The 17,919-nt window shown below is 56.6% G+C and carries 14 protein-coding genes; 6 read left to right on the top strand and 8 right to left on the bottom strand.

All coding sequences use genetic code 11. The annotated features are described in order from the left end of the window. Nucleotides 1–289: 289 nt before the first annotated feature. The 3 genes from ispG to hemA form a co-directional block, all read right to left on the bottom strand. Nucleotides 290–1,411, bottom strand: a complete 1,122-nt coding sequence (gene ispG, locus AC2FLG_RS09410; protein ID WP_142633254.1) for a flavodoxin-dependent (E)-4-hydroxy-3-methylbut-2-enyl-diphosphate synthase — start codon at nucleotides 1,409–1,411, stop codon at nucleotides 290–292. 70 nt (nucleotides 1,412–1,481) lie between these two features. Next, the gene (locus AC2FLG_RS09405; RefSeq protein ID WP_142633252.1) at nucleotides 1,482–2,693 is read right to left on the bottom strand and encodes a helix-turn-helix domain-containing protein; all 1,212 of its coding nucleotides are present in this window, start codon (nucleotides 2,691–2,693) and stop codon (nucleotides 1,482–1,484) included. A gap of 128 nt (nucleotides 2,694–2,821) precedes the next feature. Continuing rightward, a complete protein-coding gene (gene hemA, locus AC2FLG_RS09400; RefSeq protein ID WP_142633250.1) occupies nucleotides 2,822–4,045 on the bottom strand; it encodes a 5-aminolevulinate synthase in 1,224 nt (407 codons plus the stop codon). 324 nt (nucleotides 4,046–4,369) lie between these two features. On the opposite strand from hemA, the gene AC2FLG_RS09395 reads away from it, so the two are divergent. Further along, nucleotides 4,370–5,755, top strand: coding sequence for a M20/M25/M40 family metallo-hydrolase (locus AC2FLG_RS09395; RefSeq protein ID WP_496691075.1), 1,386 nt, complete (start codon nucleotides 4,370–4,372; stop codon nucleotides 5,753–5,755). Between the two features lie 109 nt (nucleotides 5,756–5,864). Here AC2FLG_RS09395 and lpdA read toward each other — a convergent pair whose 3' ends face one another. Next, entirely contained in the window at nucleotides 5,865–7,259 is a 1,395-nt protein-coding gene (gene lpdA / locus AC2FLG_RS09390; RefSeq protein WP_271947557.1) for a dihydrolipoyl dehydrogenase, read from the bottom strand. Nucleotides 7,260–7,473: 214 nt separating this feature from the next. Here lpdA and AC2FLG_RS09385 point away from each other — a divergent pair, with 214 nt between their 5' ends. Beyond that, nucleotides 7,474–7,908, top strand: coding sequence for a hypothetical protein (locus AC2FLG_RS09385; RefSeq protein WP_496705950.1), 435 nt, complete (start codon nucleotides 7,474–7,476; stop codon nucleotides 7,906–7,908). Here the strand turns inward: AC2FLG_RS09385 and AC2FLG_RS09380 are convergent. The 4 genes from AC2FLG_RS09380 to AC2FLG_RS09365 all read right to left on the bottom strand — a co-directional run bounded on the left by AC2FLG_RS09380 (nucleotide 7,905) and on the right by AC2FLG_RS09365 (nucleotide 14,452). Next, nucleotides 7,905–8,483: a DUF924 family protein gene (locus AC2FLG_RS09380; protein WP_142633241.1), complete on the bottom strand. Its 579-nt coding sequence runs from the start codon at nucleotides 8,481–8,483 to the stop codon at nucleotides 7,905–7,907. The genes AC2FLG_RS09385 and AC2FLG_RS09380 overlap by 4 nt on opposite strands. A 108-nt stretch (nucleotides 8,484–8,591) precedes the next feature. Further along, nucleotides 8,592–9,866 carry an MFS transporter gene (locus tag AC2FLG_RS09375; RefSeq protein WP_282021879.1) on the bottom strand — a complete coding sequence of 425 codons (1,275 nt, stop codon included), beginning with the start codon at nucleotides 9,864–9,866 and terminating at the stop codon, nucleotides 8,592–8,594. Between the two features lie 111 nt (nucleotides 9,867–9,977). After that, nucleotides 9,978–11,024, bottom strand: a complete 1,047-nt coding sequence (queA, locus tag AC2FLG_RS09370; RefSeq protein ID WP_496705949.1) for a tRNA preQ1(34) S-adenosylmethionine ribosyltransferase-isomerase QueA — start codon at nucleotides 11,022–11,024, stop codon at nucleotides 9,978–9,980. Between the two features lie 44 nt (nucleotides 11,025–11,068). Next, complete coding sequence (locus AC2FLG_RS09365; protein WP_496705947.1) at nucleotides 11,069–14,452, bottom strand: YhdP family protein; 3,384 nt, start codon at nucleotides 14,450–14,452, stop codon at nucleotides 11,069–11,071. Between the two features lie 68 nt (nucleotides 14,453–14,520). On the opposite strand from AC2FLG_RS09365, the gene AC2FLG_RS09360 reads away from it, so the two are divergent. From AC2FLG_RS09360 to AC2FLG_RS09345, 4 genes are all read left to right on the top strand, one after another. Beyond that, nucleotides 14,521–14,982: a peroxiredoxin gene (locus AC2FLG_RS09360; RefSeq protein ID WP_496705946.1), complete on the top strand. Its 462-nt coding sequence runs from the start codon at nucleotides 14,521–14,523 to the stop codon at nucleotides 14,980–14,982. A 28-nt stretch (nucleotides 14,983–15,010) separates the two neighbouring features. Further along, nucleotides 15,011–15,883 carry a ferritin-like domain-containing protein gene (locus AC2FLG_RS09355; protein WP_496705945.1) on the top strand — a complete coding sequence of 291 codons (873 nt, stop codon included), beginning with the start codon at nucleotides 15,011–15,013 and terminating at the stop codon, nucleotides 15,881–15,883. 211 nt (nucleotides 15,884–16,094) lie between these two features. After that, nucleotides 16,095–17,420 (top strand): DUF5930 domain-containing protein, encoded by a 1,326-nt coding sequence (locus AC2FLG_RS09350; RefSeq protein ID WP_496691069.1) that lies wholly within the window; start codon nucleotides 16,095–16,097, stop codon nucleotides 17,418–17,420. After that, on the top strand, nucleotides 17,410–17,910 hold the full coding sequence (locus AC2FLG_RS09345) for a bactofilin family protein (RefSeq protein ID WP_271947570.1): 501 nt from the start codon (nucleotides 17,410–17,412) through the stop codon (nucleotides 17,908–17,910). Before AC2FLG_RS09350 ends, AC2FLG_RS09345 begins: the two co-directional genes overlap by 11 nt. Nucleotides 17,911–17,919: the final 9 nt, after the last annotated feature.

Genomic DNA, 17,919 nt, shown 5'->3' with positions numbered 1-17,919 from the left:
AAGAGTTCGGACCGCAAAGACCGAGGGCCGAAGAGGCAGGAGACAATCTATTCTTCAAACGATCACTTACTGGCATACGACTAAGAAACCCTTGAAACAAAAACAACAAATCTAAGCGGGAATGAAAATCTCATTCCTAACAATAATGTGGACCAACAGCGTCGCGTTTTCAATGAGGTGTCTGGGATTGGGGTCCACCAGATACACGCGGCCAATAACGTGCAGGCCCTATGAATTGACCCTACATGCCTGCCGAACTGGTCATTCAATGGCCAATCAAGCTGGAAAATTACTCAGCGGCTTCCTGCGCAGCGTCCAGTTCAGCGGCCTTCTTCTCGACCTCTTCAACAATGTGGTCGACCATCTGATCGTTGGACATCTTGTGGCTGGCCTTGCCCGCCAGATACACCATACCCGATCCGGCACCGCCGCCGGTAAAGCCGACATCGGTCATCAGCGCTTCGCCCGGGCCGTTCACGACACAGCCGATGATCGATAGGCTCATTGGTGTTTTGATATGTTCAAGACGCTGTTCCAACGCCTCGACCGTTTTGATCACATCGAACCCCTGCCGCGCACAAGAGGGGCATGAGATGATATTAACCCCGCGATGGCGCAGGCCCAGAGATTTCAGGATCTCGAACCCTACCTTGACCTCTTCGACAGGATCCGCAGACAGGCTGACGCGGATCGTGTCGCCAATGCCCATCCACAGCAGATTGCCCAGACCAATCGCCGATTTGATGGTGCCCGAAACCAGTCCTCCGGCCTCGGTAATACCCAGATGGATGGGGGCGTCCGTGGCCTCGGCGATGCCCTGATAGGCAGCTGCCGACAGGAAGACATCACTGGCTTTCACGCTGATCTTGAATTCGTGGAAATCGTTGTCCTGAAGAATACGGATATGCTCTAGCCCGCTTTCAACCATCGCTTCGGGGCAAGGCTCACCGTACTTCTCAAGCAGGTGCTTTTCCAGGCTTCCCGCATTCACCCCGATCCGGATCGAGCAATTATGGTCACGCGCGGCCTGAATGACCTCTTTCACCCGACTTTCATTGCCAATGTTGCCAGGGTTGATCCGCAAGCATGCTGCGCCTGCCTCGGCGGCCTCGATCCCACGGCGATAGTGAAAGTGGATATCCGCCACGATAGGTACCGGACTTTCGCGCACGATCTCTTTCAGCGCCTTGGACGAGGCCTCATCCGGGACCGAAACGCGCACGATATCCGCACCCGCCTCTGCGGCGGCCTGCACCTGAGCCACAGTCGCCGCCACATCCGTCGTCAGCGTGTTGGTCATCGTCTGCACCGCAATCGGAGCGTCACCTCCGACGGGGACGTTTCCAACCATGATCTGACGAGATTTGCGGCGGTAGATATTGCGCCATGGGCGCACGTGATTAAGGGACATGTGGACGGGTCCAAGACTGTCTGAGTTGATCTTTAAATAGTCAGCCTAACTGGCCACTGCAATGGTCAGATCATTCTGTCGGTGCGGCAGAGCTTTGCGCCTGAAGTTCCGCCACCAATTGCTTGAGGGCGACGTTTTGCTCGGCCTCAAGATCAGCTACCGTATAGCGTTCGGAAACCGCATCCTTGGACAGAACGACACCTTTGGCGACAGTTCCTGGTGCTCCGACCGGGCCGAAATGGTCACCATTCATCGAGAAATAGACAGATCCGGCGGCACCTGCACGTAGGTTAGGCGGTTCTTCTGTCAGCGGTACCTCGAATGTACTGCCCTGTTCGACGGTTCCAAGCGTACCCTCGAAGATGATACTTCCATCCGCAGCGGTGACCCGCATCCACGCCGGATCAACGGCGACGATTTTCAGGGTCGTATCAATCTGTTCAACCACCTGCGGCAATGCCGGGCGAAGAACCGTATGGACTTCGGCAACCTCAACCTTGGGCGGCTCAGGCGGCTGGAAGGTGCCAACGGTACGCGGGTCCAGTGTAGAAATTGGTGCATCACGGGCAACGAGCACCGGCAAATCCAGGGCCTGTGGGCGATACAGCCTATCCAGAGCCTCAGCCGAGGGGGTGTCGATCAGCGCGACTTGATCTTCGGTGGTGCCACGCGCCGCCTCAAGCGGGTCCAAATCAGACAAGACAACCGGAGCCTGTTCAACCGGGCTTACCTGCACTTGCTGAATCCGGTTCAGGACGGACCATCCGCCATATCCAATACCGCCGATCACAGCCAACAGAACCAGAGACGACCCGATGGCACGCGGCTCTATCTGGCTGACCAACGATTCCCGTCCGGGAATATAGGGAGTGTTTGGCGAGATAAACGGATCGCGCCCCATCGGACCGCGAGCCGGCAAGCTGCCCGAGGTCTTTCGAACCACCGACGCCTCGGCCGACATGCCATGTGCGACCTCAAACCCGCTTTCCTTACAAAACGCAAAGAAAGTTTCGTCGGGGTTCATCCCCAGATAGCGGGCATAAGAGCGCACATACCCAGCGATAAATCCGGGCGTATCGAAGGCGTCCGGGTCGGCATCTTCTATGGCTGCAATGTAGTTGGCTTTGATCCGCAGTTCGCGCTGCACATCCAGTAGGGATTTGCCCATTGTTGCGCGTTCACCACGCATCATGTCACCCAGCCGCACCTCATAGTCGTCAAAGCCCTTGGGCCTGACGTCAGTGTCGCCTTCGGATCCGCGCTGTGATCTGCGCCCAATCATCCCTGCTGCCCCATTCTGCCTGTGCGTGTTTCACGCCGTGGTCGAATCATTAAAAGAATGATTCGCGCCGTAGTTTTGTTAGCGTAATTTTAGCACGCGGCATACGAATTGCACACTTTAGCGTTAGGTTAACCGGCAAGTTCGGCGCGATTTAGCGCACAATGTGACCAAAGTTCGTCCATCGCCTGGATCAAACGGTTCATTTCGTCAGGTCCATGAACCGGGGACGGTGTGAAACGCAGGCGTTCTGTTCCACGCGGAACAGTGGGGAAATTGATGGGCTGGACGTAGATTCCATAGTCATCCAGCAGCATATCGCTGAGTTTCTTCGTGTGCACGGGGTTGCCAACAATCACGGGCACAATGTGGCTGCCGTGATCAATCAGTGGCAGGCCCATCCCCTTGAGCCGAAGCTTGAGGATCTTTGCTTGCGTCTGATGCTGCTCTCGCAATTCGGACGCAGTTTTGAGGTAGGCAACCGAAGCTGCGGCACCCGCAGCAACGGCAGGTGGCAGGGACGTCGTAAAGATGAAGCCCGGAGCATAAGACCGCACCGCGTCGCACATTTTAGTGCTGGCCGCGATATAGCCCCCCATGACGCCATAGGCTTTGGCCAATGTGCCGTTGATGATGTCGATCCGATGGGCCAGACGATCACGCTCGGTCACGCCACCGCCGCGCGGTCCGTACATGCCAACGGCGTGTACCTCATCAATATAGGTCAGCGCACCAAATTCATCGGCCAGATCACAGATCTCTTCAATCGGGCCAAAATCGCCGTCCATCGAATACACCGACTCAAAGGCGATCAGTTTGGGCGTTGCGGGATCATCCGCTTCAAGCAGTTCGCGCAGATGGGCGACGTCATTGTGGCGGAAGATGCGCTTGGACCCGCCGTTGCGGCGCACCCCTTCGATCATCGAAGCATGGTTCAATGCGTCAGAATAAATGATCAGACCGGGAAACAGTTTCGGCAAAGTGCTGAGTGTCGCGTCATTTGCGATATAGGCGCTGGTGAACAGCAACGCAGCTTCTTTGCCGTGCAGATCGGCCAACTCGGCCTCAAGCCGTTTGTGGTAAACCGTGGTGCCCGAAATGTTGCGGGTTCCACCTGATCCGGCGCCTGCGGCATCCACGGCCTCGTGCATCGCCTCCAGCACCACAGGGTGTTGCCCCATGCCAAGATAGTCGTTGCCGCACCAGACGGTGATATCTTGCTGCGATCCATCGAGGCGCGTGCGCACCGCATGCGGGAAATGACCATTGCGACGTTCGATATCAATGAAGGTCCGGTACCGTCCTTCGTCATGCAGCCTTGCGATCGCTGAATCGAGCTGAGCAGTATAATCCACCGGTTTCTCCTTAGTTGCCCGACCGAAATTACGGCGACCGAACGTCTTCTTCTGCGCAGGATACGAATCTGCACCAGAGCATTTCCCACTGCCTGCTTGATACCGCAAGCACAGTGAAAGCTTATTTGATTTGCATCAAATATCCGCTCTGACCCTGACCGACAAGTAAAGTTACGCCCCCTGGACGCGAGGAAACGACGCAGGCACAGCACATTATCTCATCCGGGTTTCCGATATTATACCAGATTCCTGTCCTTGCGGGCTAGACGGCAAAAGTGGCGCTGATAGGGTTCCGGAAAATCCAAATCAAGCAGGAGCCCTCTCATGTCGCTGGACGCTGTTCTGAACCGCATCGACGCCGATCTGCCAACCTCAATCGACCGCCTGATGGAACTGCTCCGCATTCCGTCAATTTCAACCGATCCGGCCTTTGACCAACAGGTCAACCAGGCAGCTGACTGGCTGGTATCTGACCTGAAAAGCATAGGAATTCAGGCTGAAAAACGTGAAACCACCGGACATCCCATGGTGGTGGGCCACATAGGTGAGGACAACAGCGCGCCCCATGTTCTGTTCTACGGCCATTATGACGTGCAACCCGTTGACCCGCTGAACCAGTGGAACCGGGATCCGTTCGATCCGGCCATTGAAGAAACCGAAAATGGGCCAGTTATCCGGGGTCGAGGCTCTTCGGACGATAAGGGACAGTTGATGACCTTCGTCGAAGCGTGCCGCGCATGGAAGGCCGTCCATGGCACCCTGCCCTGCCGCATCACCTTCTTCTTCGAAGGCGAAGAAGAATCCGGTTCGCCGTCGCTGGTCCCGTTCCTGCGTGAAAACGTGGCCGAGTTGAAAGCGGATCTGGCATTGGTATGCGACACTTCGATGGTGTCGCGTGGGGTGCCATCAATCGCGTCTCAGCTGCGCGGGATGCTCAAGGACGAATTCACCATCATCGGTCCGCGGATCGACCTGCACTCGGGCCATTACGGCGGACCGGGGCTGAACCCGCTGCGAGAGCTGTCCAGGATCGTCGCCTCGTTCTATGACGACGAAACCGGTCGCGTCGCTGTCGAAGGCTTTTATGACGGGGTTCATGAGGTCCCGGCCGAACAGTTGCGCCAATGGGAAAACTGCGGGTTCGATGAGGCGGATTATCTGAACTCGGTGGGGTATTCTCAGCCACATGGCGAAAAAGGATATTCGACATTGCAGCAACAATGGGCGCGCCCGACGCTTGAGGTAAACGGGCTTTGGGGCGGCTATAACGGTGCCGGTTCGAAGACGGTCATTCCCTCACAGGCGCATTGCAAGATCACCTGCCGTCTGGTGGGTGACATGAACCCTGACGCCTTGCGTGACCAGATTCGCAAGCATGTAGAAGACCGCCTGTCACCCGACGCGAAAGTACAGTGGGACAACGATCTTGAAGGCGCGCCCGCATCCGTCATGAATATCAACCGCCCCGAATTCGAAGCCGCCCGAGGCGCATTGTCCGATGAATGGGGGCGCGAAGCCGTCTTTACCGGAATGGGCGGGTCAATCCCTGTCGTTGGCTACTTCGACACGGAACTTGGCATGGATTCCATGCTTGTGGGCTTTGCCAATGATGATGACGCAATTCACTCACCGAATGAGAAATATGATGTCAAAAGCTTTCACAAAGGCATCCGGTCCTGGGCGCGCATTCTCGACGCTTTGACCCGATAAGCAAATCCGGGAATCAAAAGGCCAGATGAAGCTTGGCTCGCTGCTTCATCTGGCCAAAGATACTTTTGGTAACGTGCCGCAGATCGGCAGGGGCGCCCCCTGCCCTGAGTTACATATGGATCACGCGCCCGTAAGCGTCCAAAACGCTTTCATGCATCATCTCGGACAAAGTCGGATGCGGGAACACTGTGTTCATCAGATCCTCTTCGGTGGTTTCAAGCTGGCGCCCGACCACATACCCCTGAATTAACTCAGTGACTTCCGCGCCAATCATGTGGGCGCCCAACAGCTCTCCGGTTTTGGCGTCGAAGACTGTTTTGACCAGCCCTTCGGGCTCTCCAAGCGCGATTGCCTTGCCGTTGCCGATGAAGGGAAAACGGCCGACCTTGATGTCATAGCCAAGCTCTTTCGCCTTTGCCTCGGAATAGCCGACCGACGCAACCTGCGGATGGCAATAGGTGCAGCCCGCGATGCTTTCGGGTTTGACCGGATGGGCATGTTTACCGGCGATCAGATCGGCCACCATGACACCCTCATGGCTTGCTTTATGCGCCAGCCATGGCGCTCCGGCAATGTCACCGATGGCGTATAGGCCATCGACACCGGTGCGACAGAATTCGTCAGTCACAACATGGGTCCGGTCGATTTTGACACCCAGCGCTTCTAGCCCCAGATTTTCAATATTGCCAACGATGCCAACCGCAGAAATCACGGTGTCAAAGTCATGCTTTTCAACCTTTCCCTTCACCTCGATATGCGCAGTGACTTTACCCTTAGCGCGGTCCAACTGCTTGACCATCGCCTTTTCCATGATCTTCATGCCCTGTTTGATAAAGGCTTTCTTGGCGAAGGCGCTGATCTCGGCATCCTCGACGGGCAGAACGCGGTCCATGACTTCAACCACCGTCGTATCTGCACCGAGCGTGTTGTAGAAGCTAGCGAACTCGATCCCGATTGCACCCGACCCGATGACCAGCAATTTCTTTGGCATCCGCGGCGGCTGCAGGGCGTGTTTGTAAGTCCAAACCAGATCACCATCCGCTTCCAGCCCGGGAAGCTCGCGGGCGCGCGCGCCGGTTGCCAGAACAATGTTCTTGGCTGTCAACTCTTCGCTGCCCTTGTCGGTCTTGACGGAGACCTTGCCCTTGGCCGGAATCGTCGCCTCGCCCATTACAACCGTCACTTTGTTCTTTTTCAGCAGGTGACCGATACCGCCCGAAAGTTGCCCGGCGACACCGCGCGATCGCTTGACCACAGCATCCAGATCATATCCAATCTTCTCGGCCTTCAGCCCAAAATCCTTTGCGCGCTCCATCAGGTGAAACACTTCTGAAGACCGCAGCAGCGCTTTGGTTGGGATGCAGCCCCAGTTAAGACATATGCCCCCGAGATGTTCGCGCTCGACCACGGCGGTTTTCAAACCAAGCTGTGCTGCGCGAATGGCTGCGACATACCCGCCAGGACCAGCGCCGATTACGATCAGATCAAAAGATTGTGCTGCCATGTTTCCCTCTCGGAGCAGGTCATTTCCAAATTAGTTTACCATTAAACTAATATCAGTCACCCTTCAACACTTAGTCCCCGCGACAAAAGCTACGCAAGGTAAACCCATACGGATTGCAGAGGTTCGAGCCTATACCGCACCCGTTCGAAACGCTAGAAGATAGCTAAGTATCCCAGTTGCTCCATTCTAAATCCATTTACGCGAAAGGCATAACATGGCTAAAACGCTGAAAGATCTGGCCCTCGCCCTAATCAACGCCACGCTTATCCTGGTGGCCTTGTGTTTGTTTTTGGGCTGGAAGCTGGCCACAACAGCGCAGTCCCTGATGTCTGATTTTTCACAGAAGGTTCAGATCGTCGCCCCTTTGCGCGAAGAGGTTCAAGGGGTGCGCAGTGAATTGGCAGCACTTCGCACTGAACTCGCGACAATACAAGTCAATGGCGCGCTTGCCGACACCGCCACCGCCCAACGGGTCTCGCAAACGCTCGACCGCCTGAGCCAAATCGAAGATACGCTGCAGGCGGCGCAGTCTCGTATCGTTGCGGTTGCCGAAACGCCAGACGCCTTTATCAGCACCGCAATAGAAAAAACGGCCGACACTGTGGCCGACCGTATTATCACAATCAAAGGTTGTTCGGTCGAAGGCTAACCTGCGGCCTGAAGCTCTCGGACGGTGGATCCGTACCCGCCCATGTTTACATAGGCGGCCTCATGTTCGGTCATGGGGCGCGACAATGCTTCGTTACGATAGGGGAAACGGCCGAACTTTCGGATCACCTCCCTATGCGCCCTTGCATGCAGCAGGTTGGTTGACTTGGATTCGTCGATATTCTGGCACATCAGGCGTACACAACGCTCTTGGTCACACAGATTTTCCGAGTGCATCAGTGGAAGATAAAAGAACTGCCGCGCGGGTTCGTCAATCTTCAGATCCCAGCCCTTGTCGATGGCGCATTTCGCTGCCGACAAGGCCGCCTTATCAGTGGCGAACGCCTTACCACTGCCGCGGAACATATTTCTAGGAAACTGGTCCATCAGAATGATATAGGCCAGTGCCCCGCTGGGGTATGTCAGCCAGAGAGAGAACTTTCCCTCATTAGCAATTTCCCATGTGGAAAGAAATTTTTCGCGGATCTCTGCGTCTAGCGCTTCATCCTCAATATACCAACCATCTGGACCCACTTGATCCAGCCAAAAACTCAATACTTCTTCAGGCCCTACCATTGCCTTGCTCCGTCGTTTTGCCCTCCCCAGGGACGTAACGTCATTTAAGGCTGATTTACAGATTTGTGACAGTAAAAATTTGCAACACTTGCGACATAATTTCGTGTCCTAGGCTACATCTTGCGTTTCCTGATCGGCTTCGGCGGCTTCGATAGCCACCTCTTGCGCCAATTCGAACGCCACCGGCGAGGCCGTTGGGTAAAGCGGAGACATCGTGCCCGTCTCGTCCACAGGAATCGCCGCACGCTGTGTCATGCGATACATCGCATAGACCGCAGTGGCTGCAAGCAGTGCAAAGATGATCAGGAAAAAGCCCGACGGTCCGAACACGTCATCGCCCATCAACCAACCGGTAATCAGCGGGCCAGCAATGGCGCCCAGTCCATTGATGAAGACCAGACCGCCAGAGGCCGCCGCCATGTCCTCATGCTCCAGAAAGTCATTCGTATGCGCAATCAGAAGCGAATACAGTGGGTTAGACATGCCTCCGATCACAAAGGCCGAGGCCAGAAGGAACGGAAATGAGGTCGACCCGAACATCATCGCAGTGGCCGCCCCGCAAGCACCAATGATGCCCGCCAGCATGATCAGGAACCGGCGATCCATCCGGTCCGAGAACCAACCCAGCGGATATTGCAGCAGAATTGCTCCGATATAGAAGGCGGCCACGAAGGTCGAAATCTCAACCAGTGTCAGCCCAGCGCGCGCGCCATAGACCGCCGCCATACCAAACTGGGCCGAGAACACTCCGCCCAGCAGGAACATGCCCACGCAGCCCAACGGCGACTTCCCCATCAGATCACGCAATGTCATGGGCTTGGTCGTGTCAAATGCCGGTGTCGGTGAAATCGACAGCAGAATCGGAGCAAAGGAAACCGAAACCAGAATGGATGCGATCACAAAGGTTTCGTAACCAGCAGGATCGCCAACCAGCATAAGCCCCTGAGCGGTGATGATCCCAGTCATCTGTACGATCATATAAAGCGAAAGCGCCTGGCCCCGGTTCTCGTTATTGGCCGCGTTGTTCAACCAGCTTTCAGCGGTGACATACACTCCCGAGAAACAAAACCCGATCACAACACGCCCCAAAGCCCACGCGACTGGCTCGGTCAACATCGGATACATGATCATCACGGCCGAAATAAAAGAAGCGAGCGCAGCAAAGACCCGCACATGCCCAACCCGCCGTATCATCTCCGGTGCAAGGCGAGAACCTCCGAGGAAACCTACGAAATAAGCTGACATCACAACAGACATCTGAAGGGTCGAAAACCCTTCGATCTCGCCTCGAACGCCCAGGATTGTGCCCTGTAGGCCATTGCCAATCATAAGCAGGCCCATGCCAAGAAGAAGTGACCACGCGCTGGTAATGACCTGAAGCATAGAGGCCTCCGAGATTGCTAACCTGAACTAGAGATTCGTTTTTATATCAAAAACGGCTTTGAACCAGCTTGTCTACGACATCGAAACGCAACGATCCCGACAACACGCCGCTCAAGGGATCAAAAGCGACCCATCCCCATATGAAAAGAACCGATAGTTCTGCGCAATCGCGTGCTCATAAACCTCTTGCATCCGATCCTGCCCCATCAAAGCTGAAACCAACATCAGCAGCGTGGATTTCGGCAGATGGAAATTGGTGATCAGCGCATCCGTGACGTAAAACTGAAAGCCCGGATAGATGAAGATGTCGGTATCGCCCTCCCAGGGTACGATCTGCCCACTGCGGGCGGCGCTTTCGATCAATCGCAGCGCGGTTGTGCCCACCGGAATGACACGGCCACCTATGGCTTTGGTTTCACGAATTTCACTGACGGCTTCCGCACTGACCCTGCCCCATTCTGCATGCATCTTATGGGTCGTCACATCCTCGACCTTGACTGGCAGAAACGTTCCGGCACCGACATGAAGCGTAACGTAGGAAACAGAAACGCCGCGCGCGGTAAGCGCCTGCATCAGCGCTTCGTCAAAATGCAGCGACGCGGTGGGTGCGGCCACGGCCCCGGAGTTGCGCGCCCAGATCGTCTGGTAATCCGTCTTGTCCTGCGCATCGGCAGGGCGCTTGGCGGCAATATAGGGCGGCAGCGGCATGGCGCCGGCCTGTTCCAGCGCAGCATCGAAATCCTGCCCCGTAAGGTTAAACCGCAGAAAGGCCTGCCCGTCCGCCACCCTATCCAACTCAGCGCTCAGTTGATCCGAAAACCGGATCACCTCACCTGTCTTGACCTTCTTGAGAGGCTTGATCAACGCCGCCCAGGTGCCGTCTGCCTGCGGATCAAGCAACGTCGCTTCGATCGACGCAGACACCGGCCCTTGCGCACTGTCGCGATGACGCCGCCCGCTGAGGCGTGCCGGGATGACCCGCGTATCATTCAACACCAGCCGGTCACCGGGTCGCAGCCAGTCTGGCAGGTCAAAGACATGCGCATGCGAGATTGCATCGCCTTCGGCCACAAGCAAACGCGCCGAAGAGCGCGGGTTGGCAGGCCGGGTGGCAATCAAATTTTCGGGCAGGTGGAAATCGAAATCGCTGAGTTTCATGGGCGCGCCTTACAGGGTCGTATCAGATTCGGCTATATCCCTGTTCAGTTGTCTTTTGGCGGCGATCCAAAGGTGCGCTTAGGCTCATCCGGCTTGGCTTTCTGTGCATTTGGCCCATCCTGAACCTTCGGCGCGGGCTCCCTTAGAAGGTTGCGCAAGAACAATGGCGCAAGCCCTGACAGAGGGTTGACCGAGACAGAGGGTGATTTCAAAGGGCCGGTCAGAGTATAATTGAACGCGATCACACCTTCACCTTTTTTGGTGAAGACACTTCCAATCGCATTCACCAGATAGATTGGGGAAATCGCGCCACGCAAGTTCAGCATTTCGCTAACCGTGTCGATTGTCCCGTCGAAGGACAATCCCATCGAAGGACCGACGGCGCTGCCGCTGAGAACCTTGATTTCGGTCGGCGTAATCCGCATTCGGCTTTCGATGCTCGAGAAAAAGATGCCTTGCCCAGCCATTTCATCCACAAGCCCAACAAGGCTGATTGCGTTCAGCAAGGCAGCCATGGCCGGGGCGTCATGAATTCGGGTGTTCACGATCTTCATGATGACATCGAAGTTCCCGGCCCCGCCGACCGGTTCCAGTTGCAGGTCCAGTTTGCCACCGCGCGCCTGGGTTATCATTTTGGCCGATCTCAGAACGTCGCCTGCATCACCAGAGATTAGATTGACTGCACTGCGCCCTCCGCGCGGGGTCACCTGTCCGCGCACAGCAGCACCGCCGTTTACATTCGCCGTGAACGCGCCGCTGACACCGCCAGTTGTCGCAAATTTTCCCTTGAACCCGGTCAGGGCGATCGTCTCTGTAATCTGGAGGCGATCCAACACTACATCCAGCTCGGGCCCCTGCCCGGAACCACCGCCACCACCTTCGGAGGATCCAAAGGTCGCGCCCCCCAGATTCATCACGCCCCCTAAAACCCTGATGTCGGGCAAGGCTGACCCCCGTGAAATCAGCTCCGCCGGAACCGCTAGCCAGTTCCCCAGCTCGAAGGAGCTGAACTCAACACGATCGAAAGCACCATTTTTGAAGTTAATGGAGGCCAGGCTTCTCAACCCCGCCGCATCCAGCCGAAGTGTATCCACGCGCATCTGATCGCCCAGCGTTGCCTCGACATCCATCGACCCCTTGGTACCAGCGCCTTTGCGCCACCCGAGCTCGGGGATGGACAGCGCAACGCCTTCCAGATCCGATGTCGCCGTCAGTTTCGGGGGGCGACCAGCACCGATGCCCAAGGTTATGTCGGCAACGCCTTTTCCGGTCAGCATACCTTTTGGTAACCCGGCACGAAGCTCGGTCACCAACCGGGGCGAAATCTCGATCTGCCCTTTCAGTTCACTGGGTTTCGGTTCTCGACCCCCAATAGGCTGGCGCCAGGTTGCCTGCAGGGGCACGTCGCCGAAATATCCGTCGCCGCCGACTTCGACAGCGGATTGGTCACCTGAAATAGTCAACTGAGGCGCGCTGACGACAAAACCTTTGACCAAGCGATCACTGTGCACATCACCAATCTTACCAGTAAAGTGAAACTGGGTTTCATCGAACTTCAGCCCCTTCTTCATCGGCAGAGATAAGGTGCCTGACAGTTCCACATCGCCAGAGGCCACATCCACGGGCAAATTTGCCTTTGTCATCAGCTGCAGAGGGGGACGATCCATCAAAGACAAGGCGGCCGTTGCCGAGCCCTTGGCCTTGACGCGCACAATCGCCGGCGAAAGCTTTTTGATCGACGTATCCGGAATAATGAAGGATGTACCTGACCCGTCTATCGGGCCGCCCTGATCGGCAATGACAACCGCTTTCTCGGCTGTCACCGTAAACCGTTGGTTGATCAGGCTGGCCTGCCCCTGAGCGTCCTGGACCGGAGGTAAAGTTTTGGCAAAGCGGACTTTGGCGTCGTCGAACCCGAAGTCCAAGTAAATGTCCGGCTTGGTGTCCGGCTTCAACCGCAATGCAAAATCGACATCCGAGAGCCGGCCTTCATATAAATTGTCGGACACCCATTTACGCGGCTTTTCGGCAAGTAATTGGGGCCAGTATCTCAGCAACTGGCCTGACTCCAACTCGTCCAGATGAGCCTCGAGGTACCCCGACCAACCTTCGGCTTCACCAATCAGATTTCCCCTAGCACGCAGCGTTAGGTTTTCGTCTTCAACCGTCATCTGTCCGAGGCGCAACTCGAACGGGGCCAGCTTCATCTTCAGATCAAGGTCGGCACGCGCCAACTTGAGGGGTTCCGGAAACAGCCCAGCCGGGTTGATGTCGATGCTGCTGAGACGGAGTTGAGAGGTCAGGCTTTCCAGCAGCCCATTCTCGATACCTCTCAAAAAGGCCCTTCCCTCGGCCTGAACAGACCCCCAGGCAGAGACCACAGAAACCTCGTCGAAATCCAGCTCCTGCCGACTTGGGTCATAGCTGAAATAAGCCCTGGCGGATTCAAACGGGATCGGTTTTGTCTCTTGGTTGGCTTGCACCGCGCCTGCCGCAAGGTTCAGGGTCGCAAATAACGGCCCCAGCGCCGCGTTGCCATCAACACTGCCGCGCACCGCGCCCGAGATCGGAGCGTCAAGGACCTGTAACCATGACAAGGCAAGGCTTTGACTTGCAATATCCTCGGCAGGCAGGTCGGTTATGGCAAAGCCAAAGCTTGCCTGGGGCGTTCCAAGTACGCTGGTATAATTTACCTCAATCGAACTGGCATAATCGCGCCCTGTCAGAACAGAGAACCCGGTGGACATGCGCATTTCGTCACCGGTACGGATGATCGAAATATGTCCGCCGTCGAAAACCCAGGCGCGCGACAGGCGCAAATCCTGATAGTCCAGCGTCAACGACTCAAGCTCGACCGACCGCAGGCCCGACAGCAGCGGTGACAAAAAGACATCGTCAGATTCCTCGATCAACTCGATCAATGTCCGCGCCCGCTGAACCGGTGCACTGCCAGAACCGACTGTCAACGAAAGCGCCCCGTCCAATCCGCGGGTCAATGCGATTTGGGCATCGCGCAGGGTAATCGTGCGCGGCCGGATTTTCCCCCGTAGCAGCCACCGCATCGACAACCGTGTGCGCATATCCGCCACTTGCGCGATCTGTTGTCCCGCCGCGTCGCTTATGGTCACATCCGTCAGTCGCAAACGTGGCAACCAGTTTTCGTTGACGATAAAGCTAGCATCGCCAAAGCGGATCTTGATCCCCCCAAGGCTTTGATCCAGCCGTTTTTCGGCCTGGGCCCGCATCCAGTCGGGTGCGTGCAGCTGTTTGCCAATCAGAAAGAACCAGCCGCCAAAGGCCAGCAGGCAAAGCAACAGGAAGGTTCCGACGATCCCCCACACAGCGATGCGGCGGCGTGACCGACGGCGGCGGGGCTTCCCGTCCGGGCCTTCTTGTGTATCTTCTTGCCGCGCCAAATTCCGACCCACGCCCTATTACCTGCTTGCACCAAACCTTGATGTCAGGCAGCACTTAAAAACCTTTAGCGGAGTTTCCAATGCCCGACGTTACAGACATCGCCCCCGGTTTCACTTTGCCCCGCGACGGCGGTGGTGAGGTTACGCTGTCAGACCTGCAAGGCAGCGCCGTCGTTTTGTTTTTCTATCCCCGTGATGATACGCCGGGCTGCACCAAGGAATCCATCGGTTTCTCGGAACAACTTCAAGCCTTTGCTGATGCCGGCGCCCAAGTTTTCGGCATCTCGCGCGACACGGTGGCTAAGCATGACAAATTCGTGGCCAAACACGGTCTTACGACGCCACTTTTGTCCGACGAAGGCTCGACCGTTTGCGAGGATTACGGTGTGTGGGTCGAGAAGAACATGTACGGGCGCAAGTCGATGGGGATCGAGCGTTCAACCTTTCTGATTGACGCCGACGGTAAGATCGCTCGCATCTGGCGAAAGGTCAAAGTGCCCGGCCATGTGGAAGAGGTACTGGAAGCCGTGCGCGCGCTGTAACCCCTTCACCGCGGTCGTCATCCGGATTATGACCCGCACAAATCTTGAAAGCGGAGTTATCCCGGTGTCGAAAACACTGACCCAAATGGCGACCGAAGTTCTGACCACAGCAGACGGGCGCGAAAAGACCGCCCTGTCCAAGCGCCATGCCGCAGCTTGGTTTGCGACGCGATCAGGAGACGCTCCTGCGATTGAAGTGGGCACCGCAACACCGCCGTTGAATCCAGCCCGACCGGACAAACCAGATTTGCTGTCCCCCCGGGATGTCCCAAGGCGCCGCCCCGGCTCCGAGGCTGGGCGCATCGCCCTGCTACACGCGGTCGCCCATATCGAACTGAACGCGGTTGATCTGCATTGGGATATCATCGCCCGATTTGGCCATGTCCCTATGCCTATCGGTTTCTACGACGACTGGGTCAAATGCGCCGAAGAGGAATCGCGCCACTTCGAAATGGTCTGCGATTGCCTGGAACAGATGGGCAGTCATTACGGCGCCCTGCCCGCCCATGCGGGTATGTGGCGCGCTGCCGAAGATACAGCAGAAGATTTGATGGGCCGTTTGGCCGTAGTACCGATGGTGCTTGAGGCGCGGGGTCTGGATGTGACCCCCGGCATGATTGACATCTTCCGCAAGGCAAAGGCTGAACAGGCCATTGCCGCGCTCGAGGTGATCTACGCCGAAGAAGTCGGGCATGTTGCTTACGGGTCCAAGTGGTTCCATTTCCTTTGCGGACGCGAGAACGCTGACCCAAAGGGTATCTTTCACGATCTGGTCCGGCGCTATTTTCATGGCGTTCTTAAACCGCCCTTCAACGAAGAAAAGCGGGCCGAAGCCGGATTACCGCCGGATTTCTATTGGCCGCTGACCGAAGGCCTGCCGCCGCCCGGCTCTGCCTGCTAGGTCGGCATGCTACGGTCATAGCGGTCTTTGAAACATCCTCCAGTTGATGTAATCGGCAATTTCTCGCCGAGAATTGGCGGGATTAACCCTGTTTGTTGTGTGAACTAGTTAACAAACTTGCCCAAATCGGACGTCCCCTCTATTCAGTTGCCCCAAGGGACGGAGACCACTCACAACCGATCCCGAATTTGGGGATCGAGAGGTAAGGCGCGTGCGAACACGTCTGGCAATCAAACTACATTCGCTGCTTGAGCAGCACTTCCCGGAACGCCGGGTCTTTCTGAAATCTGACAATGACACACGGTTCATCCGGCTCAGCTCAGAGACACAAATCTTTGCAGTTGCTGGTGTTGCCCTGTTTGTTGGCTGGACTGCGGTCACTACGGCAATCCTGTTGATGGACAGCATCGGATCAGGCAACTTCCGGGAACAGGCCAAGCGCGATCAGGCGACATATCAGGAGCGGCTGAATATCCTGTCAGCAGAGCGTGACGTGCGCGCTCATGAGGCTCTGATGGCTCAGGACCGGTTCAACGCCGCGCTTGAACAGATCTCTGCGATGCAATCCGAGCTGCTGGCGTCCGAAAACAGCCGCCGTGAATTGGAAACGGGGATCGAGGTAATCCAGTCCACCCTGCGCACCACTATGAAACAACGGGAATTTGCCCGTCAGGAGCTTGCGGCGCTGCAACAATCAGATTCTGATGATGGGCTCACGTTGGCAAACACTGCCAGCCCCGAACAGATGGAATTTATGACCGTTGCTCTGACTCGCACCGCGCAAGAGCGTGATCAGATCGCAGCCGACGCCCGGAACGCACTGGATCAGCGGGACGATCTCGAGCTTGAGATCCGGCTGATGCAGGAACGCAGCGACGAAATTTTCCGTCAGCTAGAAGAAGCAATGATCATCTCGGTTGAACCGCTCGACAAGATGTTCCGACAGGCAGGTATGCCAACTGACCGTATCATTGAAGAAGTACGGCGTGGCTATAGCGGCATGGGTGGCCCCCTCACCCCAATTTCCTTCAGCACGCGCGGTGAGGACCTGACCCCCGACGAGATCCGCGCGAACACTCTGTTGCAACAGATGGACCAGCTGAACCTCTATCGTATCGCAGCAGAAAAGGCCCCGTTTGCCAGCCCGGTGAAAGCGGCTGTCCGCTTTACCAGTGGCTTTGGCACGCGCCGTGACCCAAAAACGGGCGGTCGCCGCATGCATAACGGTTCCGATTTCGCCGGTGCACATGGAACTGATATCTTTGCGACCGCCGACGGCGTAGTCACCCATGCGGGCTGGCAATCGGGTTTCGGGCGTCTGGTCAAAATCCGGCACGCCTTCGGAATTGAGACACTTTACGCTCATAACACCAAGTTACGGGTTAAGGTTGGCCAAAGGGTCTCGCGCGGGGATCATATTGCTGATATGGGTAACACCGGACGGTCGACCGGAACGCACCTGCACTATGAGGTCCGCGTAAACGGAAAACCTGTTAACCCAATGACTTACATCAAGGCTGCAAGAAATGTTTTCTAAGAGCAAAATCAACGAGCCCGGAACCAATGCCCCAGAGGCCGCCAAGCCTGCCGCTCCGGCCACTCCGGCAACCCCTGCACCGACGGAAACCAAGGCCAGCACCGCGCCCAAACCCAAGCCACCTGCATCGGTGCTGTCTTCGGACCTGCACATCACCGGCAACCTGAAAACCTCGGGTGACATTCAGGTCGAAGGTACGGTGGAAGGTGACATTCGTGCGCATCTGCTGACCATCGGTGAAACGGCGACCATCAAGGGCGAAGTCACTGCAGATGACGTTGTCATCAACGGCCGTATCGTTGGCCGCGTGCGTGGCCTGAAAGTGCGCCTGACCTCGACCGCACGGGTCGAAGGCGACATCATTCACAAGACAATCGCCATCGAAAGCGGCGCGCATTTCGAAGGCTCCGTTCAGCGTCAGGACGATCCTCTGAACCCTGGCCGCAGCGGAAAACCGGGCGCTAACCCGGCTGCTGACGTCAAACAGTAATCCTGACAG

The organism is Ruegeria sp. CDSA193 (assembly GCF_059611885.1).
Note: the sequence above shows the minus strand (reverse complement) of the source record. Positions and strands in the feature narration are given on the sequence as shown.

Excerpts from the sequence above, each read along its gene's own strand:
- AC2FLG_RS09345 (WP_271947570.1), top strand. The coding sequence starts at position 17,410 with ATGTTTTCTAAGAGCAAAATCAACGAGCCCGGAACCAATGCCCCAGAG.
- AC2FLG_RS09360 (WP_496705946.1), top strand. The coding sequence starts at position 14,521 with ATGCCCGACGTTACAGACATCGCCCCCGGTTTCACTTTGCCCCGCGAC.
- lpdA (WP_271947557.1), bottom strand. The coding sequence starts at position 7,259 with ATGGCAGCACAATCTTTTGATCTGATCGTAATCGGCGCTGGTCCTGGC.
- AC2FLG_RS09395 (WP_496691075.1), top strand. The coding sequence starts at position 4,370 with ATGTCGCTGGACGCTGTTCTGAACCGCATCGACGCCGATCTGCCAACC.
- AC2FLG_RS09385 (WP_496705950.1), top strand. The coding sequence starts at position 7,474 with ATGGCTAAAACGCTGAAAGATCTGGCCCTCGCCCTAATCAACGCCACG.
- AC2FLG_RS09355 (WP_496705945.1), top strand. The coding sequence starts at position 15,011 with ATGACCCGCACAAATCTTGAAAGCGGAGTTATCCCGGTGTCGAAAACA.
- AC2FLG_RS09405 (WP_142633252.1), bottom strand. The coding sequence starts at position 2,693 with ATGATTGGGCGCAGATCACAGCGCGGATCCGAAGGCGACACTGACGTC.
- AC2FLG_RS09380 (WP_142633241.1), bottom strand. The coding sequence starts at position 8,483 with ATGGTAGGGCCTGAAGAAGTATTGAGTTTTTGGCTGGATCAAGTGGGT.
- AC2FLG_RS09375 (WP_282021879.1), bottom strand. The coding sequence starts at position 9,866 with ATGCTTCAGGTCATTACCAGCGCGTGGTCACTTCTTCTTGGCATGGGC.
- queA (WP_496705949.1), bottom strand. The coding sequence starts at position 11,024 with ATGAAACTCAGCGATTTCGATTTCCACCTGCCCGAAAATTTGATTGCC.
- ispG (WP_142633254.1), bottom strand. The coding sequence starts at position 1,411 with ATGTCCCTTAATCACGTGCGCCCATGGCGCAATATCTACCGCCGCAAA.